General features: G+C 43.6%; 27 protein-coding genes. 21 read left to right on the top strand and 6 right to left on the bottom strand.

What is annotated here, in order from left to right:
* Positions 1-18: 18 nt before the first annotated feature.
* A complete protein-coding gene (locus tag H513_RS0111845; protein ID WP_026800947.1) occupies positions 19-570 on the top strand; it encodes a DUF4269 domain-containing protein in 552 nt (183 codons plus the stop codon).
* Between the two features lie 240 nt (positions 571-810).
* Here H513_RS0111845 and H513_RS0111840 read toward each other — a convergent pair whose 3' ends face one another.
* The 4 genes from H513_RS0111840 to H513_RS0111825 all read right to left on the bottom strand — a co-directional run bounded on the left by H513_RS0111840 (position 811) and on the right by H513_RS0111825 (position 3078).
* The gene (locus H513_RS0111840; RefSeq protein ID WP_026800946.1) at positions 811-1182 is read right to left on the bottom strand and encodes a hypothetical protein; all 372 of its coding nucleotides are present in this window, start codon (positions 1180-1182) and stop codon (positions 811-813) included.
* Between the two features lie 191 nt (positions 1183-1373).
* On the bottom strand, positions 1374-1739 hold the full coding sequence (locus H513_RS0111835) for a VOC family protein (protein ID WP_026800945.1): 366 nt from the start codon (positions 1737-1739) through the stop codon (positions 1374-1376).
* Positions 1740-1993: 254 nt separating this feature from the next.
* The gene (locus H513_RS0111830; protein ID WP_036770108.1) at positions 1994-2686 is read right to left on the bottom strand and encodes an LrgB family protein; all 693 of its coding nucleotides are present in this window, start codon (positions 2684-2686) and stop codon (positions 1994-1996) included.
* Positions 2683-3078 carry a CidA/LrgA family protein gene (locus H513_RS0111825; RefSeq protein ID WP_026800943.1) on the bottom strand — a complete coding sequence of 132 codons (396 nt, stop codon included), beginning with the start codon at positions 3076-3078 and terminating at the stop codon, positions 2683-2685. The genes H513_RS0111830 and H513_RS0111825 overlap by 4 nt, the downstream gene beginning before the upstream one ends.
* A gap of 200 nt (positions 3079-3278) precedes the next feature.
* Between H513_RS0111825 and H513_RS0111820 the strand changes: the two genes are divergently transcribed.
* The 6 genes from H513_RS0111820 to H513_RS0111795 all read left to right on the top strand — a co-directional run bounded on the left by H513_RS0111820 (position 3279) and on the right by H513_RS0111795 (position 8468).
* A complete protein-coding gene (locus H513_RS0111820) occupies positions 3279-3641 on the top strand; it encodes a hypothetical protein (protein ID WP_026800942.1) in 363 nt (120 codons plus the stop codon).
* On the top strand, positions 3634-3888 hold the full coding sequence (locus tag H513_RS0111815) for a hypothetical protein (RefSeq protein ID WP_026800941.1): 255 nt from the start codon (positions 3634-3636) through the stop codon (positions 3886-3888). The genes H513_RS0111820 and H513_RS0111815 overlap by 8 nt, the downstream gene beginning before the upstream one ends.
* Positions 3889-4220: 332 nt before the next feature.
* Positions 4221-5159: a polyprenyl synthetase family protein gene (locus H513_RS0111810; protein WP_026800940.1), complete on the top strand. Its 939-nt coding sequence runs from the start codon at positions 4221-4223 to the stop codon at positions 5157-5159.
* 60 nt (positions 5160-5219) lie between these two features.
* Entirely contained in the window at positions 5220-5393 is a 174-nt protein-coding gene (comX, locus tag H513_RS21635) for a competence pheromone ComX (RefSeq protein WP_154655237.1), read from the top strand.
* 63 nt (positions 5394-5456) lie between these two features.
* On the top strand, positions 5457-7793 hold the full coding sequence (locus tag H513_RS0111800; protein ID WP_026800939.1) for an ATP-binding protein: 2337 nt from the start codon (positions 5457-5459) through the stop codon (positions 7791-7793).
* A gap of 15 nt (positions 7794-7808) precedes the next feature.
* On the top strand, positions 7809-8468 hold the full coding sequence (locus H513_RS0111795; RefSeq protein WP_026800938.1) for a response regulator transcription factor: 660 nt from the start codon (positions 7809-7811) through the stop codon (positions 8466-8468).
* A gap of 37 nt (positions 8469-8505) precedes the next feature.
* Here the strand turns inward: H513_RS0111795 and H513_RS0111790 are convergent, their stop codons facing one another.
* Positions 8506-10218, bottom strand: a complete 1713-nt coding sequence (locus tag H513_RS0111790; protein ID WP_211226515.1) for a hypothetical protein — start codon at positions 10216-10218, stop codon at positions 8506-8508.
* 357 nt (positions 10219-10575) lie between these two features.
* Here H513_RS0111790 and H513_RS0111785 point away from each other — a divergent pair, with 357 nt between their 5' ends.
* The 9 genes from H513_RS0111785 (at position 10576) to H513_RS0111745 (ending at position 21642) form a co-directional block, all read left to right on the top strand.
* On the top strand, positions 10576-12750 hold the full coding sequence (locus H513_RS0111785) for a hypothetical protein (protein ID WP_036770111.1): 2175 nt from the start codon (positions 10576-10578) through the stop codon (positions 12748-12750).
* 6 nt (positions 12751-12756) lie between these two features.
* On the top strand, positions 12757-13926 hold the full coding sequence (locus tag H513_RS0111780; RefSeq protein WP_026800935.1) for a hypothetical protein: 1170 nt from the start codon (positions 12757-12759) through the stop codon (positions 13924-13926).
* A gap of 20 nt (positions 13927-13946) precedes the next feature.
* The gene (locus tag H513_RS0111775) at positions 13947-15368 is read left to right on the top strand and encodes a glycosyltransferase family 2 protein (RefSeq protein WP_026800934.1); all 1422 of its coding nucleotides are present in this window, start codon (positions 13947-13949) and stop codon (positions 15366-15368) included.
* A 27-nt stretch (positions 15369-15395) separates the two neighbouring features.
* On the top strand, positions 15396-16208 hold the full coding sequence (locus tag H513_RS20910) for a response regulator transcription factor (RefSeq protein ID WP_051239936.1): 813 nt from the start codon (positions 15396-15398) through the stop codon (positions 16206-16208).
* Positions 16209-16247: 39 nt separating this feature from the next.
* Positions 16248-17606: a nucleotide sugar dehydrogenase gene (locus H513_RS0111765; protein WP_026800933.1), complete on the top strand. Its 1359-nt coding sequence runs from the start codon at positions 16248-16250 to the stop codon at positions 17604-17606.
* A 119-nt stretch (positions 17607-17725) separates the two neighbouring features.
* Entirely contained in the window at positions 17726-19558 is a 1833-nt protein-coding gene (glmS, locus tag H513_RS0111760) for a glutamine--fructose-6-phosphate transaminase (isomerizing) (RefSeq protein WP_026800932.1), read from the top strand.
* Positions 19558-19719, top strand: a complete 162-nt coding sequence (locus tag H513_RS21630; protein WP_154655236.1) for a hypothetical protein — start codon at positions 19558-19560, stop codon at positions 19717-19719. Before glmS ends, H513_RS21630 begins: the two co-directional genes overlap by 1 nt.
* A gap of 32 nt (positions 19720-19751) precedes the next feature.
* A complete protein-coding gene (locus tag H513_RS20140; RefSeq protein WP_051239935.1) occupies positions 19752-20741 on the top strand; it encodes a sugar phosphate nucleotidyltransferase in 990 nt (329 codons plus the stop codon).
* A 13-nt stretch (positions 20742-20754) separates the two neighbouring features.
* On the top strand, positions 20755-21642 hold the full coding sequence (locus tag H513_RS0111745) for a hypothetical protein (protein WP_051239933.1): 888 nt from the start codon (positions 20755-20757) through the stop codon (positions 21640-21642).
* 325 nt (positions 21643-21967) lie between these two features.
* Here the strand turns inward: H513_RS0111745 and H513_RS0111735 are convergent, their stop codons facing one another.
* Entirely contained in the window at positions 21968-22453 is a 486-nt protein-coding gene (locus tag H513_RS0111735; protein ID WP_026800930.1) for a GNAT family N-acetyltransferase, read from the bottom strand.
* Between the two features lie 48 nt (positions 22454-22501).
* On the opposite strand from H513_RS0111735, the gene H513_RS0111730 reads away from it, so the two are divergent.
* The 5 genes from H513_RS0111730 to essB all read left to right on the top strand — a co-directional run bounded on the left by H513_RS0111730 (position 22502) and on the right by essB (position 25497).
* Entirely contained in the window at positions 22502-22927 is a 426-nt protein-coding gene (locus H513_RS0111730; protein WP_026800929.1) for a GNAT family N-acetyltransferase, read from the top strand.
* Between the two features lie 101 nt (positions 22928-23028).
* Positions 23029-23274, top strand: a complete 246-nt coding sequence (locus tag H513_RS0111725) for a hypothetical protein (RefSeq protein ID WP_026800928.1) — start codon at positions 23029-23031, stop codon at positions 23272-23274.
* A 417-nt stretch (positions 23275-23691) separates the two neighbouring features.
* Entirely contained in the window at positions 23692-23985 is a 294-nt protein-coding gene (locus H513_RS0111720) for a WXG100 family type VII secretion target (RefSeq protein ID WP_026800927.1), read from the top strand.
* Positions 23986-24055: 70 nt separating this feature from the next.
* Positions 24056-24298: an ESX secretion system protein YukD gene (gene yukD, locus H513_RS0111715; protein WP_026800926.1), complete on the top strand. Its 243-nt coding sequence runs from the start codon at positions 24056-24058 to the stop codon at positions 24296-24298.
* A gap of 14 nt (positions 24299-24312) precedes the next feature.
* Positions 24313-25497, top strand: a complete 1185-nt coding sequence (gene essB / locus H513_RS0111710; RefSeq protein WP_026800925.1) for a type VII secretion protein EssB — start codon at positions 24313-24315, stop codon at positions 25495-25497.
* The last annotated feature ends 30 nt before the right edge of the window (positions 25498-25527 follow it).

Raw genomic sequence — 25527 nt, 5'->3', positions numbered from 1 at the left:
TAGAAAGGAGGGCGCATCTTGCACGCACTTTACAAGAACATGAAAGACGGGACTATGAAGCAACGAGCAGCGTATCAAGCTATCGAAGCGCTCCAAGTTCTTGAAGATTTACGTACGTATACTCCAGTCCTTTGCGGAACGATTCCGATTGGGATTGATGTGGACGATTCGGATTTAGATATCGTCATGGAGGTGAACGACCTCAGTACATTTAAAGAGAAGGTAACGAATCTCTATGGTGGTCTACCTGATTTCACCATCAAACATAAGGTAATTGATGAACATGATGTCGTGAAAGCCAATTTCATGTTCAAAGGATTTGAATTTGAGCTATTCGGACAAGATCAACCTGTTCAGTGCCAGCGTGCTTATGTACATATGATGATTGAGCATGAGCTACTGAAGGACAATCCGTTGTTACGAGACAACGTTATCGAATTGAAGAAGAAGGGTTACAAGACCGAGCCGGCTTTTTGTGAATGGCTTGGGATCGAAGGGGATCCTTATGAAGGGTTGATTCAGTATGGGGGAGAAAGAGAAATTATCAGTCCTAGAGGAGTGCAATCATAAATACGATTGCGCTTTTTTTGTATAAGAGGTGTTGCGACTCACTAACGAATAAGGAATGAAGTGAAGTTTTCTTTAGAGAGGTGGGTATAAATGCGGGAACAAATGATTCTAGAGACAGAGCGTGGGCGCTTCGAGGAGTTCGTTTATAACCTACATCCCCTATACCTCTCCAAGAAAAGCACCCCAGAATTGACCTGTTAATCTAACTTCTGGGGTGTATCCTCTTTATCATGCTCTTATTTATTGTTGTAAGTGAAGTGTGAAGGACTCTGTATTTCCGTTCCAATCAATAGTGACTGGTATTTCGGAAGTATTCTTTAATGTTGCGCATCCTGAACACTTTATAGGGAGTGTAATCGCTTTATCCGTAGTTACTCTTTCATCATTCAACGTCGTACTACCATCGTTAATTCTTATAGAGAGGGCTTCGATTACAGGATGATCTTCACTATTTAAACGAAATTCATAATTTCCGTTCATTTCTTCGTCACTTGCATACACCTGAAGCTGTCCACTCCAAGAAGGGCTTTCTCCTTCAAAGTGCAAATTATCATTTGGTCCACAAGCGCTTAGCAGAACTAGTACGCCTATAGCTAATAGAAGTCTATTCAATAGTATCCTCCAAATTCTGTAGCATAGATTAGTGTAAAGATAACCGATTTGAATTGTGCATGCAACCAATAAAATACAATTGTTCTAAAAAGATTCATTCCTTTTAGTCATGTAGAGGTATCAAACGAAAAGGGAATGTAAGGAATAGGACCCCTATGAAGTAATCGTCAAGAGAATTCACCTATGTTACGTTAGTTATGAACTTGCAGTTTATTTCCATCTGGGTCATAGAAGTAAAAGAACTGGTGCCCATGTTCAGAGCGGATGGGTTCAATTTTCACTTCGTTCTTGTCTAAATAGTGGTGAAGTTCGTTAATCTTAGAAGTTGTAAAGCTGACGGAGAATGCTGGTTGGCCATCAATGGTGAAGTGTCCGCGGGAATCTTGGTCTGCTTCCACTAAGACAAGCAGAGGCCCAGAGTTGATGTTGAAAACGGCCAAGTCTCCTCGATTGAACCGCAATTCTAATTGAAGGCATTCGGAGTACCACTTGATGGCTTCCGCTACGTTGACAACTGGGATTCTAAAGTAGTGAATGTCATTGAACAATTTGCTCATAGTGAGCCTCCTCAAAAGTATGGTACTTGTACATTTCTGTTCTTCTTTAGAAGAGTCCTTCTAACATGGAGAAATTGATGAATGATTCATAACGAAAGGGGGGATACGATGTTATTCCTTTCTGGTATTGTGTTGCTCTTGGTTTTAATTGGTGCCATAGTCGCTGTTTCGAGCAACAAGTAGGAAGCGGTCTGTCCGTTTACATATGTGAAAGAAGAACCCCCACAACACTTTGCTGTTGTGGGGGTTTTCCATTACAAGTTATAGAATAGCCAAGCCATAACGGGGGCAATGAGTGATCCAATAATGGCGCTTAATGTCATGGCTACTGAGCTGACTGAGGCAGCATCCTCACCATATTCATACGCTTTCGCTGTACCTACTGCGTGGGAAGCAGATCCAAAGCCAATGCCTCTCCCGATAAAGGTTGTCAGTCTCACAGCTTTCAGTACGTATGGACCAAGTACGGCCCCTGTAAAGCCAGCGAACATGACGAAGATAACGGTTAAGGAAGGGACGCCTCCAAGGTCCGTCGTAATCTCCATGGCGACAGGCGTCGTAATGGATTTCGGTAACACCGAATACACGAGGTCTTGGTTAAATTGTAAGAGCTTCGTCAGCCCAATGCCTGTGAACATCCCGGTTACAGAACCAGCCGCTACCCCGACTCCAATCGGGAGTAAGTAGCGACGAAGGACGTATCGTTGACGGTACAGTGGATAGGCCAATGAGACAACCGCTGGCCCAAGCAGCGCGTCAATCCATTGTCCTCCGACCATGTACGTCTCGTAGGAAACTCCGAGAGAGAGTAGCACTACAACAATGACGAATGTAGAAGTCAATGCAGGGAGCAGGAATGGGTTATGGATCTTATGGTAGAGCTTGTTCATGATGAGAAAGATTCCGATTGTACCTATCAACGTTAGGAGCGCAGTTAGAATCATCATACGGACTCCTCCTGACGCTCGGCTTCTGTAACTTTCTTACCAAGGACTTGTGCAGTTAGCCCGGAAGCCGCCATTGTACAAAGTGTACTGATGATGACAACAGCAACGAGGAGTAGGCGTTTCCCTGTAAAGATGTCTAAGTAATTCATAATCCCAACTGTCGCTGGTACGAATAGTAAAGTTAAATAGTGCAGTAACGTTGTCGCCCCTTTCTCAACGAAAGGAACGGGGACAACCTTCGTGAGCAATCCTATAAATAATAAGATGAGACCAATTATGCTTCCTGGGATTGGAAGGTTTAACGTCTGTCCAAGCCACCCTCCAACAAAGGAGAAGCCGAACAGAACGGCGATTTGGATCACAATCTGTATCAGTTGTTTAAATGTGGTCACGCGTAAGCCTCCTTTGACATGTTTATTATTATAGCAAGATAATCTGGTCTCATGACAGCAATCTGATTTAAGGAAATCGCACATTTTGCTTTCAATTGTGCGTTTATCATTCCATTTTAAGGAAGGTTGGCGTATATATATCATACAACAAAGTGAGTGAGGAATGACTTAAATTAAAGGATAGCGAACGGAGGGAGACGATGCGCAGCAAAGTTCCTTGTATAGAGCTCTTCTACGTTATGATTACAGGATGGTGGGCGGTCATTCTGTATGCGAATCAAGACTTGTTCAGAAGTGTACCGGAAATTTATCTATTCTATACAATAGCAGACCAAGGTGCTTGGGGGAGCTTATTTGCATTTGTGGCGTGCTGTTTAGTACTAGGAATGACTTCTGGTAAGGCATTTATGAGACGCTTGGCTTTATTCATGTGTGCAGTTCTTTATGGAATTGTTAGTGCGGGGTTTATGATGGCAGATGTTCCAAATACAGGGTCTGGGGTCTATTTCGCGATTGCGGTCTTAGCTTTGTGGCGCATTCGGGAAGTGAAAGCCGATGAGTAATTACGACGTGTTAGAAGAGAAGGTTCGTAAGCTTGAACAGGAAGTGGAAGAGAAGAGAAAAGACGTGAGCGAGTTGAAAGTTCAGAAGGAAACGATGATCTATAAACTTGAGCAGATTGAGAAGCAGTTGGATGAAATCGCCACAACCGTTCAAAAAGATTTAGGGTGGCGAGGATTTTTCATTGATTTCGTGAAGATGGCAGCTCAAGTGGCTGCCTTATTGGCTGCGGGAAAGCTATTCTTGTAACAGATGGCCACAGATTCTTTATGAATGCTGAATGGTCTTTTTTTTGTTTCGTCTGCTGCCTGACCAAAAATGATGAAAAGGTCATGTGACGATACGCCTATAAAGATAGAGGATGAAATCTTTCCCGAAAATCGTCGAAAACCGTGTAATTCTCCCACTTTTCGTCCTTTTTTCCATGATTTTCACAAGTTGGTACTGACTATTTTCTTGGTTCAATCCTACCTATTCACCTGCAACCCTTCTATGATAGGCTTAATTTGGATTTGATACAGACAAGTTGTAGTCATCTTGTGTAGGAAAGATATGAAAGTTCTTAAATGGAGTGGATAGGTATGGGAAGGATTCCTTATTACACGGATGACGAATTAATGAGCGTAATGGAGCAGTCGGTGAGATTTAGATGGGGACATTCTTCATTGGCAGAGGATGCGATTCGATTTATTCAATTTAAGCAGACGGAAGGTTTTCCTTTCGCACCTTTAACTTTCTTGCACTTTAGGATGTGGAGCGAGGAGACTTCTGAAGACTTGATTGAAGTGTGTGCGGCAGTTGAGCTATTGTTGTTGGCGCTTGATATACAGGACGATGTGGAAGACCGAGATGCTCCATGGAAGCCATGGATGGAAGTCGGAGAAGCAAGAGCCATGAACGCTTCTACAGCTCTTCTTATGTTAGCGTTCGATATCATACATGGGACAAGCTTCCAGGCAGAAGATAAAGAAAGAGCCGGTCATTATTTAAGAAGCTGTGTGATGAATGCTACTCAAGGGCAGCATGACGATCTTCAACAAGACTTTTCAGATGAAGCTGAAATCCTAGAAATGGTTGCAAGAAAGTCGGCATCATTGATGAATGGAGCGTGTCTTGTGGGGATGGCGTTGGCTGGAGTAGACGTTAAAGAGGATGTTGAGTCTTATAGTCGTGCATTTGGAGTAGCTGCACAGCTTGCGAATGACCTTCACGATGTGCAACGTCTCGATTTCTATAATGACCTCGTCTATAAGAAATACACGCTGCCTATCTATCATTTAATGCAGGAAGATACAAGAGAAGCGGATATTGTAAGAAGTTACTACAACGGTAGCATGAAGAAAGAATCCTTTCTTGACCATAAAGAACAGGTTTACAACTGGATACAGACATCTCCATCCATCATGTATGTGAAAGTATTGAAACGAAACTACCTGCTGCAAGCACTAGAACGACTCTCAGCCCTCGAAGCTAATGAAACAGTGAAAGGGGAGATGTGGACTAGAATAGAACAGCTGTAACTGGCACTGTCTTTACTTATGAAGAATTAGGGAGATTTATAAAGTAGGGGAGAGATATTCATGCTACAAAGAATCGTAGAAACATTGACACAAAACCCAGGTATGGTCCAGAAGTTACAAGCAGGTGAACTGAATTTGGTTGGGATTTCAGAGAGTGAAAAGACAGCTATTCTAGACGTATTCCAAACAGAGGGACAAAAGGAAAGAAAACAAGGAATGGTCTACTGGAAATAACAAGAAGAACAAAAGCCAGAGACTCTCTGGCTTTTTTTAACCTTCTACATAAGGGGGAGCAAGATGTTGCGCATACAAGAAAGAGGGTGGCTCGCTCTCTTGATGAGCATGCTCGCCATCGGGCTAGTCAGTTACTTATCCTTTATTATAATCAATGAACCGTATGCCGGTATGAACGTAGAACGAGTCGATGGTGAGCAGAAATGGATTATTGAAGATGTAGAGGGAGTCGGGTGGACAAGTGGTTATGACATTCGACCAGGTGATGCATTGGTTCAAATTAATGGAGAACCTGTCACGTCCTTTCGTTCCATAAAGAAATTTGGTGTAGTCGGTGACCTTGAAGAAATTGTATTAGAAAGGAATGGGGAATTTCAGACATTCACCTATGCAGGCGGTGTAGATGCAAGTACACTCTTGTATCACCTTGTCATTCCTGTATTCGTATTTGTGTTGCTATTTGCATTTTCTTTGTTTCTCTATATACGTAAGAAAGACGATCGAACGGCACTTATCCTCATCGGGTTTCTGATGGCAGTGGCGTTTTGTTATTTGAGTGCAGGGGCCTCTGCGCGGACGGATTCGTTATCTCGCTTTATCAATGGACTTTCACTCTTTATGGTGCCTGTTTCTTTCTTGCATTTTCTCTATTCCTATTTTCAGCAATTTCAAATTACCATCTTAAAGAAGAAGCCAGTTGTATTGTTATATAGCGTGAATGCACTGATTATCTTAGCTGATAGTATTGCCATTTTCGTTCCTATGGGAATGTATTACTCCATTCTTAGAAATACTCAACTTATTCTCTTCTCAGCCGAGATTGCGTTGTGTCTCGTTATACTGGTTGTGCACTATATTCGCTTTCGTGACACCATTCATAAGCCTGCCTTCCAGAATATGATGTTCGGCTTGGCGGTTTCTTTCGTACCATTCGTGGCGTTAACAGCACTCCCAAACATCTTCCTTGGAGTGGGGGTTGTGCCTGCACCGATTACGGCGGCGTCGCTCATCTTTCTACCCGTATTCTTTATGTATCTTGTGGTGAACAATCGACTATTTGATATTGACTTTATTACAAGTCGTCTTCGATATTATTCTATTATTTCGTTCGTACTTACGTCGATTGTGGTCGGGGTGCTCATCTTAGTTGGTCAGTTTACGCTGATTGAATGGGTAAGGATTACGGTATTGATTTACTTATTAATGGGCTTGTTCTTCTATTTAGAGGAGAAGTGGAATGTAAGGCCGAGGTTGTACGGAGATAAAGCGAATTTCCAAATAAGCTTAGATCGATTTACGAGAGATTTGTCTAGCATTCTGAGACGTGATGAACTAGATGACAGGCTTGTAGAAGAAGTGCGTAATGGGATGCCATCTCATGGAGTAGCAATTCTTGAACTGAATAAATCGCACAGCGAGTTACGCTTAGAAAGCGGAGATGAGGGGTATCCAGGTGAGATGATTCGGAGTCATTTGCTAAACAAGGGAGCGGGTCATAAGGCTTTAGATTATTTCAGAGTGGGGAACGGCTTGGCTTTCATTATGGTGGAACAATCGGACTCGATTTATGTACTTTGGGTCGATGAGAAAGTAAACCATACGACCTTTAACAAAGATGAGATTCGCTGGCTTAAGACAATGGTTCACTATGCGAGCATTGTTTATGAGAATTTCAGATTAATAGAAGGTGTTACAGAGGAATTCGAACAGTCCATCTACCAGAATAGTGAGACGCCATTCTGGATGCTGCGTCTATTGTTTAACTTGGCAGAGAAGGAGCGTGCGCGTCTATCTTCCGACCTTCATGACTCTGCTCTTCAAGAACAACTCGTCTGGTATCGAAAGGTGGAGAATTTGCTAGAGGAAGACATTACCCCTGAAATGCGAAGTGAATTAGAAGAGGTGCGCGATGGGCTTGAAGAAGTCGTCGATCAAATTCGTGAGACATGTACATTCCTTCGTCCGCCGTTCTTGAAAGAGACGGGGGTTGTGGAGGCGCTCGTCTCCTTAATGGATTACTACCGGAAGCGTGTCTTGTTCAAGGTAGAGTTCGATGCGCGTGAATTTAGAATTGAGCTTGAGCATGAACAATCCCTGGCAGTCTATCGTATTGTTCAAGAGCTTCTGAATAATGCCTTTAAGCATTCGGAGGCATCCGTTGTTGAATTTGATTTAAAGAATGACGGCGATATGGTGACGTTGAATTACCGTGATGACGGGGTTGGATTGAAGAAGGGATCGATTCAGTCTAAGAGTATGGGGCTGGCTGGGATTCGACAACGTGTGAAGAGTCTCCGTGGTGACGTAGAGTTTTTCTCTTCTGAGGACGGAGGATTTGAATTAGCAATCGTGTTAAAGGCGACTGGAATGAAAACTAGAGATTATTTTAATGTCATATAGGAGTTGACGTATGAAATGATTCGAATACTACTCGTAGACGATCATCCTTCTGTGGGGGAAGGAACGAAGGTAATTATAGAACGAGAAGCAGATATGGAAGTGACAATTGTGGAATCTCCAATCGAAGCGATTGAACGAGTGGAGAATGCGGAGTTTGAATGTATGTTATTTGATTTGAAGATGCCAGGCATGAATGGGATTGAGCTTGTTAAGAAAGTTCGCTCTATGGGAGTGCATGTGCCAATCTTAATCTATACAGGGCATGATATCGGACCTTATTTCAATACACTTGTGAAAGCAGGAGCTTCAGGATTTATTAATAAGACAGAAAGAAAAGAGGAATTGATTCGTTCGATAAGAAGCGCCATGAATGGAAAGGTGCTATTGCCTATTTCGTTGTTTAAAGAGCTCCGGCGCATGGAGGTTCAAGTAGAGGAAGCGAAAGAAGAGGAAGAGGCTTCTGAAGAAATTTCCATTACGCAGAAGGAACAAGAGCTACTGAAGCGGCTGGCAGAAGGAAAGAGCAACAAGGAGATAGCCTCCATGTATTACAAGAGTCAGCGGACCATTGAATATAACTTAACGGACCTCTTTAAGAAGCTCAAGGTTAAATCCCGGGCTGAAGCAGTGTTGAAATCGAAGCAATGGGGCATTATCGGTGAAGAAATCGAATAAGAGACTCCCGTACCAATGATGGTACGGGAGCTTTTTTTTAGTTATTGGCTGTTGTCCAATACTTATAGGCGTGGACTGAATAGCCTTCGTATGATTCAAATTCCTTGAAATAGTCATTCACAATGGCTAGCTGACTCTCCATCTCTGCTTTCCCTTCATCGAAGAATGTAATGTGATCGCTTGTCTCGTTTTGTTTCATTTCTACGGAGATGGTAATTTCTTTACCGAGGTTGTCGGCATGGTCAATTTCATTCTGAGCCATATCAATGATTCCGCCATGACCTTCAGCGAAATCTCGAAATGCCATAATGCTGGTGTGGTCGACCTGATTGATGACCCATTCGTTAAATGGGGTATCTGGATTTCCAGGTGTTGGTTCGTCATCGAACCACATCGCTAAGTCAACGCTTGATTCTAGGTTGTTGGCTTCTTCTACTTCTTGTACGAAATGTTCAAGGTTCGTCATCCAAGAGCGAAGCACGGCTTCTTTATCTTCATCCCATTCAGGAAGCACATAAGGTTCAATGTCTAAATGTACGCCAGCAAACTTCTCATCGGCTGCGGCTTGTTCATTGTAATTCTTCACATAGTCGGTTAGGCGGGTAATGCGATATTTCTTTTCTTTTAATGCCCACTTTGGGCCGCCTCCCATAGCATGCACTTCAATTCCAGCTTTCGTCGCTTCGGATACGAAGTAGGTATACACGTCATAAGGCTGTGACACATCCATCTGTGTATAAAGATGATTCAATCCTTGTTCCTTCGCAAATTGGATGATTTGGTCTGGTTCGGTTCGTACGAGTTCTGGGTGCCATACATAGGTGCCTCGGATAAATGGTTGCTCTTCGCTTTCTTCCTCATCTTCTACATCTTCTTCTCCATCTTGTGAACTTTGTCGCCAATAGGTGTAGCTATCGATAGACGTCCCTACATAGGAATCCCAACGCCCCACGTAAATATCGACTAGGGCAAGGTGCATGTTCATATCGACAATGCCTTCTTCGAAGAAGGTGACATGGTCTTGTCCTGTATTCTCTAGGGTGACGCCAACGATAATCTCTGTGTTCAGTCGTTCTGCTGCGTCCATCTCATCTTCAATGAGAGATACGATGCCATTCTCTCCTTCAAGTGTGTCTCGGTAGGCAAGAATCGTCGTATGGTCAAACTGAGCCATCAACCATTCATAGAATGGAGTCTCTTCCTGTCCAGGCGTTTTAATGTCGTCGAACCAGAACGGGATGCTGTTGCTTACTTCTACATCAAGGTCTGCTACTGCTTCCTTAAAGGCAGTTACGTTTTGTTTCCACTCTGCAATCACAGTGTCTCGGTCGTCATACCATTCTGGTAAATAGAATGGTTGGATCTTTAAATGAATCCCATCAAATTGAGTAGGTTCGTCTACAGATGCGTTAAATTCCTTAACCCAGTCTGTAAAGGCAAGAAGCTGGTCTTGATTCTTTGTGAGTCCCCATGATGGATCTCCAGCAGTGGCATGAACTTCAATCCCTTGTTCGTGTGCCTTTCGGATAAAGTCACCATAATACTCCTCTTTTTTTGTTGGGTCTGTCGTTAAATAGACCATGTCGATTTTCTGTTTCTCAAGTGTCTTTAATAAATGTGATTGGGAAGACTTCAATTCCTCTCCGTGGACGAGGAATGTGTCTCTCTTTTCACTAGATTCTGAGAATCCAAAAAGGAAAAGAGACATCATTGTGACAAAGATTGTAAGTAAGCTACGTTGGTTCATCATCTACGCTCCCTGTTCTGTTAAATTTTTGCGCGAAATTCATCGAACAATCGAACGTAGGCACGAAATGCGTATTTCGGTCTGTCGTGTTAAGTCAACGTAAATGGAAGCGGTTACTGTGTGAAGGAACGATGACAAAGCAGGACTAACGCGCCACTCTTCCTTGTTAATTAGGACTAAATTCATGTGGGTCAAAGGTTATAGTGGCACGAAGACCGCGAAACCGAATTTCGTGCTTCCGAAGTGACGTTTTCGATGTAGGACGGTCACGCACCGTGATAGGGTAAAAGCGTAGTCAAACAAAGGGCATATTCAAAGTAAACGTTTGACAAAATTTTTTCAAGAACAATTTAAACAGAGATGGAACACAACGGTTTGGAGGGATGGATCATTCGAAGAAAGGGAAAGTGGCTCGCTCTGTGGCTACTAAGTTTAGGAGTACTTACGTTTATTCTCTTTGATGGGTTTAAGGTCATAGAGAGTCAGGAGCTAGAAGATGGGACGAAGTTGAAGTTCCGTACAAGTGGGGAGCAACTTCAGGTGTATAAAGAAGATTCCTGGTCGCCCATGTTCATCAAGGGAGTCAACATAGGAGCAACTTTACCCGGGCATTATCCAGGTGAGCTTCCAGTGACAAAGGAAGATTACTTGAGCTGGTTTCGAATGATTCAGGACATGGGAGCGAATACGGTTCGCGTCTATACCATTCTCGACCCTGTGTTCTATGAAGCTCTTGTAGAGTTTAATGAGAATCAGGAAGACCCGCTTTATTTCATGCAAGGAGTCTGGTCTCCTGTCAATCTGTTGGCAGAGCATAACAATGCTTGGCAGGAAGATGTCGTCCATGAGTTTAAAGCGGAATTACATCGGGCGGTGGATGCTGTGTATGGGGATGCTGAAATTCCTGAGGAGCCTGGGAAAGCAAGCGGATCCTACACAGTCAATGCCGCTCCTTACTTAATCGCATGGCATATTGGTACAGAGTGGGACCCGGAAATGGTGAACGAGACAAATGAGAAGAATGTGGATCGAGAGCGGTTCGAAGGGGAGTATTTCCAAGTAGACGAGACAGCTTCTCCATTTGAAGGCTGGCTGGCTGAAATGCTTGAGTATACAGCTGAGCTTGAAGAGGAGAAAGGTTGGAAGCATCCGATGACGTTTACGAACTGGATTACAACCGATCCGTTAACCCATCCTGATGAGCCATCAATTCTTGAGGATTATGTAAGTGTCGATGCTACGCATGTTGAAGCAAAGGATTGGGATGCTGGTTATTTCGCTTCCTATCACGTCTATCCGTATTATCCAGATTTCCTGCGATTCACGGACACGTACCAAGATGTACACAATGCAGATGGTAAGGAAGATACCTATCTTGGCTATTTGAAGGACTTAAAGCAATACCATAAAGGGATGCCGATTATCATCTCTGAATATGGGGTCGCTTCTTCGACAGGGAACGCTCACGAAGGTCCACTCGGTCGAGACCAAGGCGGTCATACGGAAGAAGAACAAGGTACGATTGATGCACAGCTAACCAATCAAATTTATGACAGTGGTTATGCTGGAGCCATTACATTCTCTTGGCAAGACGAGTGGTTTAAAGAAACATGGAACTCGCTGCCCTATGAGCAATCGAATCGTACAGCATACTGGTACAACCCTCTATCCAATGAAATGTCTTACGGACTGATTGGCATGTATCCAAGTAAAACGGAGGAGATTGACATTGATGGAAAGGCGTCAGATTGGGATGACCTACAGCGTGAAGAAGTAGAAAGTCTTCAGGTAGAGACTCCGGGCGTCACAGAAATGGATGTCACTCATGACGAAGGCTTCGTTTATCTGAAGCTAACATTGTCACAACCCTATAACCGTAAAACAGATACACTAAACGTCGGATTTCACACATTAGAAGGGGGCACCTCTTCATTTGACTCTGTGGAATTTAATGAAGGTTTAGAAACAATGGCCATTGTTGGTTCTGACGAGCAGGAAGTGAAGGTTGCATGTAGTTACGATTTCCATACCCGTCTTTATGAAGACCAAATGGAAGGAGAGGAATCGTCATGTGCATTTGTCCCATGGAAACTACCAACAAGCTTGAAACAACATTCCTCTAAGACAGAACAAGCTTATCCATTCCAAGATGTTGGAGTTGGGGAGCTCGTTGAAGGGAGAATGAGCCAGAATGGTGAAAGCGCCTGGGCGGCTTCAGGCGATACGATTGAGCTTAAAATCCCATGGGCTCTCCTTGGATTTAGTGATCCGAGTCAGCGCATGGCTGTGAGCTACGAGGATGACTCAAATGCGAGTGAATTGAGTTCAGAAGCCGTTGAAGGAATCACTGTTGTTCCTTGGGTTATGGGAGAAGAAACAAATGGGTTGTTGAATGAACGTCCTTTATCGGTTTCTGAACTTCCCATGTATGAATGGGAACGATGGGATGAGGTTCAATTCATAGAAAAGCCGAAGGAAAGCTATTCCATTATGAAAGATGTGTTTCAACGTATTCCGGAGAAAGGAGAGGAGTGATTTCTTATGTTAGTAGATTTAACGATGGCCTTTTACGTAGTGTATGGCTTATCTGCAATCATGCTGGTCTTTATGGCTACTATTCTGGTTATTAAAGCTCGGAAAACGAATGAAGAGAAGCAAAGAAAACAAGTGTTAACAACTTATGAGGATTATTTACAATACTTGCTGCGAAATCTAGATGACCCTGGTGCCTTTCAGCTTCCTACTAATCCAACGACGAAGCGAGAGAAGCAAGTGTTACAGAAGGAATTGATTCAGTGGATGGACCGGATAAAGGGGAACCATTTACAGAAGCTTGTACGTCTGTCAGAAGAGATGGGGCTTGTGGACCTCGATTTAAAGCGACTTCGAAGTCGACGTCATTACGTTCGTTTAGATGCGGCTTACAATCTTGGGGTAATGAGGTGCGGCCGAGCTGTAAAGCCTATGCTCACGGTGCTTGAGAAGAATCAACGAGATTCTACGATGTTCATCTTAGGCCGTTCGATCGCTCAAGCAGCTACCCATGCAAATGAAGTGGAAGAAATGATTCATCATCTAGGAAAACGCGGACATAACAACTACCAACTACTTGTTGATATTACGAAAGAATCCAATCTCGATCTCGGTGAGTTGTATACAAGGCTCATTCAGGAAGAGCAACCGAATTTGATTAAAGTAGGATTACTTGGACTACGTGAACATGCTGAACCTCACATGTCGAGACGGGTACGTGCCTATCTCGAAGCGGAAGACAAAGAGATTCGCATTCATGCGGTCAAGCTTATGATTGCCTCTGGTTCTTGGACGAAAGGCGACTTGTTCCAGTTCATGAAATCAGACGATTGGGAAGTGCGCTTGTACATTGCTAAATGGATTGGTGATGCGAAGCTTGTGGAGTTGAAAGAGGTTCTTGAAGTAGGCGTGAAAGATCCCTTATGGTCCGTTGCTAAAGCCTCAGCTAAGAGTTTACTCTCCCTTGACCAGGTTGGCGTGAAGCGTCTGTACCAACTTGCGATGGATTGGAAAGGTACTCACGAGGGAGAAGTAGCCTTGGAGTGTATCCAAGAAGACCTGAAAGAAACAGCGTCGAACGCGGAAAATGGGTTTACGACCCTACAAGCTTATCATCAGAAGTTGAACTTGTTTGAGCAGTTCTTCGGTCGGGATGAAGAAGTTATACAAGCTATGTAACGACAAGAAAGGGGATGACCATGAGAGAACTCTTATTTGGGTACGGAATCTTTGCCATGTATTATGTGCTATTTATTAATACGTTGTACTTTGGCATCATTCTGTTTTCCTTCCGAAACATCTTTGGAATTATTAAAAGCACAAATTATTCGAAATATCGTTCTTTGTCCGGGTCTAAACAAGTCCCGCCCATCTCAATTCTCGTTCCTGCCTATGGGGAGGAGTTAACGATTATTGAAAGTGTACGCTCACTACTCGCGTTACACTACCCTGAACATGAGGTCATCGTCGTGAATGATGGATCACCTGACGATACGGTTGGCGTGTTAGTAGAAGAGTTCAATCTGACGTACTATAAGCCTTCTGCCATGAAGGACACTATTGCGACTGCGAAAGTGAAAGGAATCTACTATAACCCGAGCTATCCGAACTTATATGTCGTCGACAAAGAAAATGGTGGTAAAGCAGATGCGCTTAACGCAGGAATCAACCTATCAAACTATGAGTTGATCTCATCCATTGATGCAGATTCACTGCTGGAACAAGACGCACTGATTCGAATTGCGAGAAAGTACATGGAGAACCCTGAGGAATATGTTGCGATTGGCGGTAACGTCCGAATCGCAAATGGATGCCGCATTGAAAATGGCGTAGTGAAGGAAATGAATTTACCGAAGAAGTTGCTTCCAATGCTCCAGACGGTAGAGTACATCAAAGCCTTCCTAGGTGGACGTATTGGTTGGAGTCGCGTGAACGGATTGATTATTGTTTCCGGTGCGTTCGGCGTGTTCCGTAAGGACTATGTCATTAAAGTGGGTGGCTATCGTGGTGGTTATCCAGGTGAGGACATGAACATCATTATTAAGCTGCACCGTTATATGCTCGACAATAACCTCCCGTATAAGATTGATTTCTGTCCAGATGCGGTCTGTTGGACCCAAGCTCCTGACACCTTCAAGATTCTTGGCAGTCAACGGAAGCGGTGGGGGCGCGGAAACTTGAAGAACATGCTTGAAGAAGGAATCTTCATGTTCATGCGCCCGAAGTACAAGATTATGGGATGGATTACAGTACCCTACAACATTATATTTGAGACGTTAAGTCCTTACTTCCGAATTACCGGTATCCTTGCGCTAATTGGATATGGATTTATGGACATGTCTGGATGGACCGTGCTCCTTGTCTTTAGTTTAATTAACGTTCTTTATGGATCGCTACTTGGTCTAGGATCGCTCTTATTAGAGGAGTTAGCCTTCCAACGTTTCCCGAAAGTGAAAGACTTCTTCAAGATGTTTGGTTACACCGTTCTTATGTTCTTCGGTTATCGCCAGTTAGGAATCCTATGGCGTTTCCTTGGCCACATTGACTTCTTCAAGAAGAACAACACATGGGGCACAATGGTTCGAACGAGCTGGAACGCAGAGGATAACAAGTCAGCTTAATCCTAGAGTTGTAGAGAGGGTGATGTGATGGCAGATGAAGTTCTTGGCTTACGCATAATGGATGCGTTCCATCGGTTCTTGCATTTAAACGGGAATCATAATGGCTCATGTGGACTAATGCTCCTTCGCATCCAACTAAACGAAGCAACCATAGTGAATCTACGCAATAAACTCGTTTCTGTGTATCCAGATGGTGATCATCACCTAAGCTATGACGAAGAAGAAGGGCTACTTGCCATTCTAGTCAACCATCAAAGGCATGCCGAGACGCATCATATGGTGTTATTCATAAAGGGATTCTTGGAGACTCGTGGCCGAAATCCAAAGCGAGTACTCATTGGAAGTTGTACGACTTGTCGTCATCAGAGAGAACAATTGATGTTTGGGATGGTGTGGAAAATGATCGAAGAAAATGAAACAGGAGCTGGGATTGAAACGTTTGAACCTGAGCTCCGAGCGACGCACGAAGAAAAGACGATTCTGCTCGTAGACAGCGATGTGAAAGTATTGCAATTGCTTACGTCATATATGCAGAACAAAGGATATACCGTACATACTGCTTTAGATGGAAAGGAGGGGGTTAAGCAGTGTGAGGCTACACGTCCAGATTTAGTCATTACGGAGTTGAACTTATCTGCACTCGGTGGCTATCAATTTATCGAACAAGTTCGAACGATGGACCGGACGCATACACCAGAGGTTGTGGTTCTAACGAATAAGCAGCAAGAAGAAGATATGAAGCGCACGTTCGATTATGGGGTAGCCGAATACATGACGAAGCCTTTTTCACTGATTGAATTAGAAGCAAGAGTAAAGCGTTTGTTAACCCCTGCTCAATAACAAAGACTACGTAACTACTATATGGAGGGATATGAAATGATGGATTATTACAACCAACTGGTACACAAGATTGAGACGAAGACGGCGAATATCGGAGTAGTGGGACTAGGCTATGTCGGCTTACCACTTGCCGTTGAAATGGTGAAAGCTGGATTTACTGTATGTGGAATTGATTTGTCAGAGAACAAAGTCAATAACCTACGTAACGGTGAGTCCTACATTAACGATGTATCAAGTGATGACGTCAAAGAAGCACTTGAGACAGATCGTTTCCTTGCTACAACAGACTACAGTGTTGCGAAAGAGCTTGATGCCATTAGCATCTGCGTACCAACTCCATTAAGTGAGAACCAAGACCCGGACACTTCATATATTACAAGTGTTATCGATAATGTGAAGCCTTATCTTAAGAAGGGCACGCTCATTACACTAGAAAGTACAACGTACCCTGGTACAACAGAGGAGCTAATCTTGTCTGAGTTAAACAAGATGGGGCTTGAAGCAGGCAAAGACTTCTTCCTTTGTTATTCTCCTGAACGTGTTGACCCAGGTAATGACACGTATAACACGCACAACATGCCGAAAGTAATGGGCGGCGTAACAGAGCGTTGTAACCAAGTTGGTACGATGCTTTATAGCAACTACATTGGGAACGTTGTACCAGTGTCTTCTCCGCGAGTTGCGGAAATGTCCAAGCTACTTGAGAATACGTTCCGTAGCGTAAACATTGCCTTCGTGAATGAAATTGCCATGATGTGTGAACGCATGGATATCGACGTGTGGGAAGTAATTGATGCAGCAGCTACGAAGCCATTTGGATTTATGAAATTCCAGCCAGGACCAGGGATTGGCGGTCACTGCATTCCGCTAGACCCAATGTATCTGTCTTGGAAAGCGAAAGGCTTCCGCTTCTACAGCAAGTTTATCGACCTTGCCCAGTCCATCAACAACAATATGCCAGATGTAGTCGTAAGCAAAACATCTCAAGTATTGAATGTTTACGGGAAATCGATCAACAGCTCGAAAATTCTAATTCTTGGAATGGCGTACAAGCCGAACATCAGTGACCTGCGCGAATCCCCAGGCCTTTATTTATACGAACTCTATAAAGAGAATGGTGCGAATGTAGACTATCTAGACCCACACGCTCATAGCTTCATTGATGATGAAGGAGAAGTGGTTCGCTCAATTCAGAACAGTCTAGATGAAATCAAGCAATACGACGCCGTTGTCCTTGTAACGAACCATAGTGACTTTGATTACGAAGCGATTGCAGACCTTGGTGTTCCAATCGTGGATACACGTAACGCATTCGAACAATTCGACATGCCACACATCCACAAGCTAGGAACCGCTTCTAAAGTCAACAAACGCGAAGCCCACTCCGTAGCGCTTTAAGTAAAGTATAGAATCTCAAGGTTATATAAGGGGAGGGAAGGGTGAGGAGCCTTTCCCGTCTTTCCTCTAGTCGTACACTTAATACAAATACGTAACTTATAAAAGGGAGATGAATCATCATGTGCGGAATCATTGGTTATATCGGGACAAAGGAATCTCAAAACATACTTACAAATGGACTAGGAAAGCTTGAATATCGTGGCTATGATTCTGTAGGCATTGCTGTTTATAACGGTGAATCCATCGGCGTACGTAAAGCAGAAGGTCGCCTTCAGAACTTAGAAGATCAGCTCGGTACTTCTCCATTAACAGGAACGGTTGGAATCGGTCACACACGCTGGGCTACTCACGGAGCGCCGAGTGATGCGAACTCTCACCCACACACAGATAAAGACCAAGACTTTGCAGTTGTTCACAACGGTATAATCGAAAACTACTTAGACTTGAAAGCAGAGCTTAAAGACTTAGGCTACGTTTTCAAATCTGAGACGGATTCTGAAGTCGTTGCCCACTTGTTTACGCACCTTTACGACGACGATATGATCTCAACGATTCAACAAGCAATTAAACGCATTGACGGAGCTTATGCGCTAGCGATTGTGACGAAGCATGAACCAGGGAAAGTATTTGCAGTACGTCAATCAAGCCCACTGATTATCGGTGCAGGTGAGAATGAAAACTTCATCAGTTCTGATATCCCGGCTATTCTAGAACATACACGTAACATGCACATTCTAGAAGACGGGGAAATGGCTGTCCTGACTAAAGACCACGTGTCCCTGCTTGAAACGGTTACTGGAAATCCAATTACACGCGACTTCTTCGTTGTAGATTGGGATATGGAACAGGCGGAGAAGAATGGATACGACCATTTCATGCTGAAAGAGATTCATGAGCAGCCGAAAGCTCTTCAAAATACGATGGCAGGTCGTGTGAATTCGGAGAATGGTTCTATTGTATTTGATGAGTTGCAGTGGACGAAGGATAAAGTGAACGGCTGGAATAAAGTAAGCATTGTTGCTTGCGGAACGGCTTATCATGCAGGATTAATCGGTAAATCTGTTATTGAAGAACTAACACGTACTCCAGTTGATGTAGAAGTAGCATCTGAGTTCCGTTACCGTCGCCCAATTGTAGATGAAAAGACACTTGTCATTGTGGTTAGCCAATCCGGGGAGACAGCAGACACGTTGGCAGCGCTGCGTGAAAGCCAAAAGCTAGGCGCACAAGTACTTGCGATTACGAACGTAGTCGGAAGCTCCATCGCCCGCGAGGCAAACCAAGTTATTCTAACGAATGCAGGACCTGAAATTGCAGTGGCCTCTACCAAGGCGTATACAACGCAAATTCTTTCCTTCTACTTGATTGGGATTTACATGGCTCAGTTGAAAGAGCAAATTACAGCCGAGTATCGAAACGAACTTGTACAATCCTTACAACAAACACCGGACCAAATTACAGAAATCCTTGAGCATACGAAAGGTCTTCGCTGGTACGCGGAATCCATTAAGGATGCGAAGAGCGTATTCTTCCTGGGTCGTGGAATTGACCATGCGGTATCACTTGAGGGTTCTCTGAAGCTGAAAGAGATCTCTTATATTCACTCAGAAGCTTATGCTGCTGGTGAGTTGAAGCACGGCACGCTTGCCTTAATTGAGGAAGGAACGCCAATCGTTGCGCTTAACACACAAGAAGAAGTGTATGAGAAGATGCTAGGAAACATTCAAGAAGTGAAAGCCCGCGGTGCACAAGTGCTTGGTGTAGCGCTAGAAGGGAACATGAAAATTTGGCAATATGTAGACGAAACATGCTACATCCCAGTTACGCATGCACTCCTTACACCAATTCTATCTGTTGTACCCCTACAGCTCATTTCCTATTATACAGCGCTTGAACTAGGCAACGATGTAGATAAACCTCGTAATCTAGCGAAGAGTGTAACGGTAGAATAATGAACGAAAGCAAAGAGCGACCAAAGACAGAGTTAAGTCAGTATTGTTTACTTGGTTTAATGGAGAAAGTCAACGCTCAGGTGCATAATGGTGAGATTAGCCAAGATAAAGAATTGCTAAACGAGATTATGGACGATTTGAAACCATTTGTGAATGTATAAATAGGGAGAATACGAGAAAGGTGGAGAACAAGATGAATGAAACGTATGCAGTTGTGCTTGCAGCTGGCAAAGGGACACGAATGAAATCTGACTTGCCAAAGGTCCTTCACCCTGTATGTGGGAAGCCGATGGTTCAGCACATTATTGATAGGCTACGCGCGATTTCAGTAAGTGAGATTGTTACGGTCGTTGGTCACAAAGCTGAGATGATCCAAGAACATGTAGGAGACAGTGTCCGCTATGCGCTTCAAGAGGAACAGCTTGGCACAGCCCATGCCGTTATGATGGCGAAGGATGACCTTGCTGGTAAACCAGGCACCACGCTAATTCTAACAGGGGACACGCCTTTAATTACGGAGCGCACCTTAGCGAATCTCGCTAACTATCACCGTGAGACGGGGGCAGCGGCTACGATTCTAACTAGCCTTGTTGATGATGCCACTGGATATGGTCGTATCGTTCGTGATGATACAGGTGACGTAGCAAGAATCGTTGAACACAAAGACGCCACTGAAGAAGAAAAGGCGATTACTGAAATCAATACAGGCATGTTCTGCTTTGATAATGAACTCTTGTTCGAAGCGCTGGATAATGTAAGTACGGATAATGTTCAAGGTGAATACTACCTGCCAGACGTTATTGAGATTCTAAAGAAGGCGGGTCATACAATCTCTGCAACGAGTACGAGTCGAGTCGAAGAAGGATTTGGTGTCAATGACCGTATCCAGTTATCAAGGGCAGAGCATATGATGCGAGAACGAATTCTAGAGCTGCATATGAATAACGGAGTCACCATTATTGACCCATCCTCCACCTATATTGGAGCAGACGTCGTTGTGGGACGAGATTCTAAGATCGAACCCCGTGTTCACTTACGTGGCCAAACAATCATTGGCGAGCGTTGTGTCATTGGACCAAATGTCGATATTATGGATTTTAAGGCAGAAGCCTCTACAAAGATTCATAACTATTCCATGACCTACGATGTTTGCAAAATGCCGTATGCAAGCACGACTTCATAGAAGGAGTGTCAGAATGAATCGGAAACGTTTGGGGAAAGGGCTAGTTCTGCTAGCTCTTTTCGTTTCATTAGGAGTGTGGATGACTGTGGGTGGAAATCAAGACCGAGTGAAGGCAACATGGATTTGGGATACGTCTTCAGTAGAAGAATCGCCTCAAGAAGTGGTGGAATTCGCCAAGCAAGAAGGGATAAACCGTATTTATGTGCATGTCAGTACGAAAGATTTCCGTCCAGAGCAGTACCGGGATTTCATTGAAGAAGCTGGTAAGCGTGATATAGAAGTCTTCGCGTTAGGAGGAGACCCTAACTGGGCGTTATCAAAGCATAAGCGTACTGTTCAAGGCTTTGCTTCTATCGTACAGACTTATAACGAGAACGTACCTGAAGAGGCGCAGTTCCAAGGGATTCATGTGGATATAGAGCCGTATTTGCTTCCGAAGTGGGAAGGAAACCAAGAACAGGTCGTGAAAGACTGGATGGGAAATGTTGAAGCACTTGTTCAGCAAGTGAAAGAAGATGATTCCCTGATGGTAAGTGGCGACTTCCCATTCTGGATTCATAAGATTACTGTGCCAAATGGTGACGAAACGTTAAGTAACTGGATGCTTGGACAATTGGATTCCATGACTGTGATGGCTTACCGTGATCAAGCCACAGGCCCGAACAGCATTAAGAGTATTGTGACCCCACTAATGGAGGAAGCATCGGACAACAACCACTCACTCGTAGTGGCAGTGAACATTATTAATACCTCAGAAGGCGACCACACTACCTTCTATGGGAAAGGATCAGAGGCGTTGACGTCTGAACTTACTAAACTCAATAAAGAGTTAAGGAAAGAAGCGGGGTACGCAGGTATTGCCATTCATGATTATAAGAATTGGAAGCAAGAAATACAATAACACAAAAAAGGAGCGCGTGGCTTGATAAGCTAGCGCTCCTTTTCTATTTCAAGACGAATTTAACGAGTGCAATGATGATGCCCCATAAAGGCAGACTAAGCAACACACCCCACGCACATCCTTTAGTAAAGTTTCCCTCCATGGTTCAACCTCCTATTAATGTCTGAAAATTTAGTCATTACTTTAAGTGTAGACAGACGAACGGTTCGTTATACATGGAGACGATAAGTGAATTAGTGTAATTGATTGAACTCACGATGAAGTGGCAAATGAAGAATTGCAATCCGTACATGATTACTAGTACTATACCTGCTTTTAAATTAGACTAATCGTCTAAATGTCTCAGTGCTTTCGTCATAGCTACATTGGAAAGGGAGGCTCCGTTAATGGTTACTGTTTGTGTATCCACTTCTTTGAAACCGTGCTGTTTAAAGAAGGGGAGGGCGGTGAAGCTTGCGTGTGTAGACAATGTCTCGATTAATAAGTCATGGGCTTCTTCTTCAAGGCGGTGTAGCAATAAGGTCGCAACGCTCTTTCGTTGAAAGAATGGATGCACGTACATCCGGTCAACGTAGCCAGATTCATTCATGTCAGCAAATCCAATCACATCAGACCCTTCAATTGCTACAAAGCTCCTATGCTGAAGAAAAGTATGTAACCAACGTGCTTTCATGGCTTCTGGTATCGGATCAGGGGCCCATGCCTCACGCTGATGAGCTGAATAGTCCTTTCCAGTTGTACGGTGAACAGCCTCATGGAAAATGTGTAAACATGCCGATAAATCCTCTCGTCGAAAGGGTCGGACGTACATAGGCAGGTAGACCTCCTTGTGTTAAATTGTGTAAAAGGGGGATGGAACATGATTCATCATTTACATCGTGACGAAGAAATTTTATCGGCTTATCCGATTATGCGTCAACTACGGACGCATTTAGAAGAAGAGGAATATAAAGCCCTCGTACGGGAAGCGATGGAAGTCGACCGTTATCATCTAGTTGCTTACTCCATGAACGGAGCTATTGTATCCGTAGTCGGATTCAAGCCGATGACGACTTTGTATTATGGACGGTTTGTATGGGTGTGCGATTTGGTAACAGATGAAATGCATCGTTCCAAGGGTCTAGGGGAGATTCTGCTTAGTTATGTAGAAGATTGGGCCCGTCAGCATGCCTTTACAAGCGTTGCTCTCTCTTCTGGGCTAAGTCGCCACGGAGCGCACGATTTCTATGAGGAACAGATGGGGTATGACCGGGTGAGTTACGTGTTTAAGCGAGTATTTAACTGAGGCGATTTCTCTCAACGCTACGATCCATCCACTACATTTCATACATAGTCTTTTCACTGCTTGCACAAACTATGAGAAAACCTTCAGGTAGGTGACGATGAATGCAAGCATATCTATGCCCGAACTGCAAAACAAATCGTACACGTTTCAATCTTATTGAGCAAGTGGTAAAGCCAGTGAAGTTGAACCCGCAATCTGGGGAACTCGTGGAAGAGTATGAAGTCAATGAGACTCCACCCATGCATATGAAATACAATGGGACGAAACTTCGCGTGCAATGTGGAGCTTGTGGGGTTGTGGAAGATGAAATTACATTTGTGAAAAGAGCGCAGTCTACCCCAGTATAAGGATAGACTTACCTCTAACAATTAGTTCAAAGGAAGGTTGCAAAGCTCAGCAGAAGCTGGGCTTTTTCTTATGGGGTTCAATAGCGAGTTGTTAAAGATTGAATGGCTGTTCATTTCATTTATACAGCCTTTGTACCTGTAGAAGAGTTGCGTGGTAGTTCTAAGTTCCTATATTGAAATGAAACCTGCGTAGGATAGAAGTTTGGATTTTTATTACAATTTAGGTTTTGTCTTCTGTAGTCTGGGTATATATGTTATTGGTAATATGTACCGAATTTAAGAGAACGATGTAGGAGAATGCGTAAGGCAATTGCAACATGTGTGAAAAACCTATGGAGACGTTCGTCTCAATTTGGTCGTTGGGTAATCTGATTCATATAAAGAAGGTTGCCAAATTTAACAAAGGGAGAGATTAAGATGGCAGGGAATATTCGTTTAACACCAGAAGAATTAGTAAGCATGTCAGGTCGCTACTCAAATGAAGCAGGTCAAGTAGGGGAGCAAATCTCTCGTCTAGACAGCATGATTCAAGAACTTGAAGGAATTTGGGAAGGTGAATCTAGTCGTGCATTCGGTGAACAGTACCAGTCCCTTCGTCCTTCAGTCATTCAAATTCAACAACTTCTTGAAGATGTTGCTGCTCAGTTAACGAATACTGCGCGTGCGCTTGAAGACGCTGATACACAAGTTGCGAACCAAATCCGCGGCTAATCCAAGCATAATGATTGGTGAGGGAGCGCTTATTCCATGAGCGCTCCCTCCTTAATGAGGTGAATTTCGATTGTACATAGAAATAACGATTGATGTGTCTCACTACGAATCAGGTGACTCATTTGATTTAAGATTATCAAATTACCATACGATTAAACAGCTCGTAGATTTGGTTTGGCAACTTAAGAAATTCCAAACCCCACCCCGGCAAGGATACTGGGTCCGTATTTCGAATAAGCGGGTCGTTCTACCAGGAAATGAACGACTTGTGGATGCGGGTGTACTGACGGGGGATCGAATTGAAATTTTGTGAAGGAGCTATCCGGAATGTCACAAGATGAACGAACGTATTTAGAGGAGCAATTAGAAGCGGAGATTCATGAGGAAGCATCGGTCATCACCTTTCAGTTTCAACAAGAGAAGGTGAAAATGGACGAATTAGAGGAAGTACATGTGCTTCGTGATCTTCATCCACATATAAAGAAGACAATCAAAATGGGAGAAGATGATGTCTCGATTGAGCATGTTGTCCCTCAGTCCTATGTTCGTTTCCAGCATGTCCTTAAGGAGGGGGAGAAGGAACGTGCCATGAGTGCTTATCGACTTGTGAAAGAGGTTGAGGGGCATTCTATTCGTAGACTCCACCCAATTGTAAGTCCAGAGAATATGGTGTTTGACCGTGGGTTAAAGCCTTATTTACTTCATTACGGAGTAAAAGAGAGTCTTCCTCCGTACGAACGAGATAACGAACAACTGCTTTATGAAACACGAGCACTTGTAGCTGCACTTGTAGCTCCGGCGTATTCCTTTATTCAATATTTACGTTTCTATGAAACGCTTAAATTGTCTGATCTGGCACAGAAGGTTGTCGAAGCGAAGACGTTTCAGCAACTAATCGAAATCCTTGAGAACAGAATAGAGGACTTGCGTCAACAGGAGTCAAGTTATATTCAAGTCACTCATAAGAAATGGAAAACAAATCGGTTCGCGTTGCTCGGTGTGTCCATTATTCTCTTGCCTGTTATGGTGTACAGCATTTACTCCCTATTCTTTCTTCAGCCGAAGCAAGACCAAATTGTAGCAGCGCAGGAAAGCTTTCTTAAGGATGAGTACAGTGAAGTTGTCACTGCATTGCAACCTTATCCAATTGAGCGAATTCCAAAGGTGAGTCAATATGAGCTAGCCGTATCTTACATAACCAATGAGTCGCTAACAGAAGACCAGAAGGAAACGGTCATGAACAGCGTGTCATTGCAATCTGACCCTGATTATTATGAGTACTGGATTCAAATTGGCAGGGGGCAGGCAGAAGAAGCTTTAGAGGTAGCTCGCTTTCTTGAAGACAGAGATTTAATCATGTTCGGTCTATTAAAGTATCGAGAACAGGTAAAAGCGAACCGGGATTTGAGTAGTGAGGAAAGAAAACAAGAGCTTGATGAGATTGAACGTGAGCTGAAGGATTATGAAGAAGAACGAGAAGAACAAGAAGAAAATGAAGGAACAAACTCATAATGGATGAGTGGAAACCGATTGAAAGAGGCG

The sequence above is a fragment of the Pontibacillus halophilus JSM 076056 = DSM 19796 genome, assembly GCF_000425205.1.
Classification (GTDB): domain Bacteria; phylum Bacillota; class Bacilli; order Bacillales; family BH030062; genus Pontibacillus_A; species Pontibacillus_A halophilus.
This window is presented reverse-complemented; position numbering and strand designations above follow the sequence as displayed.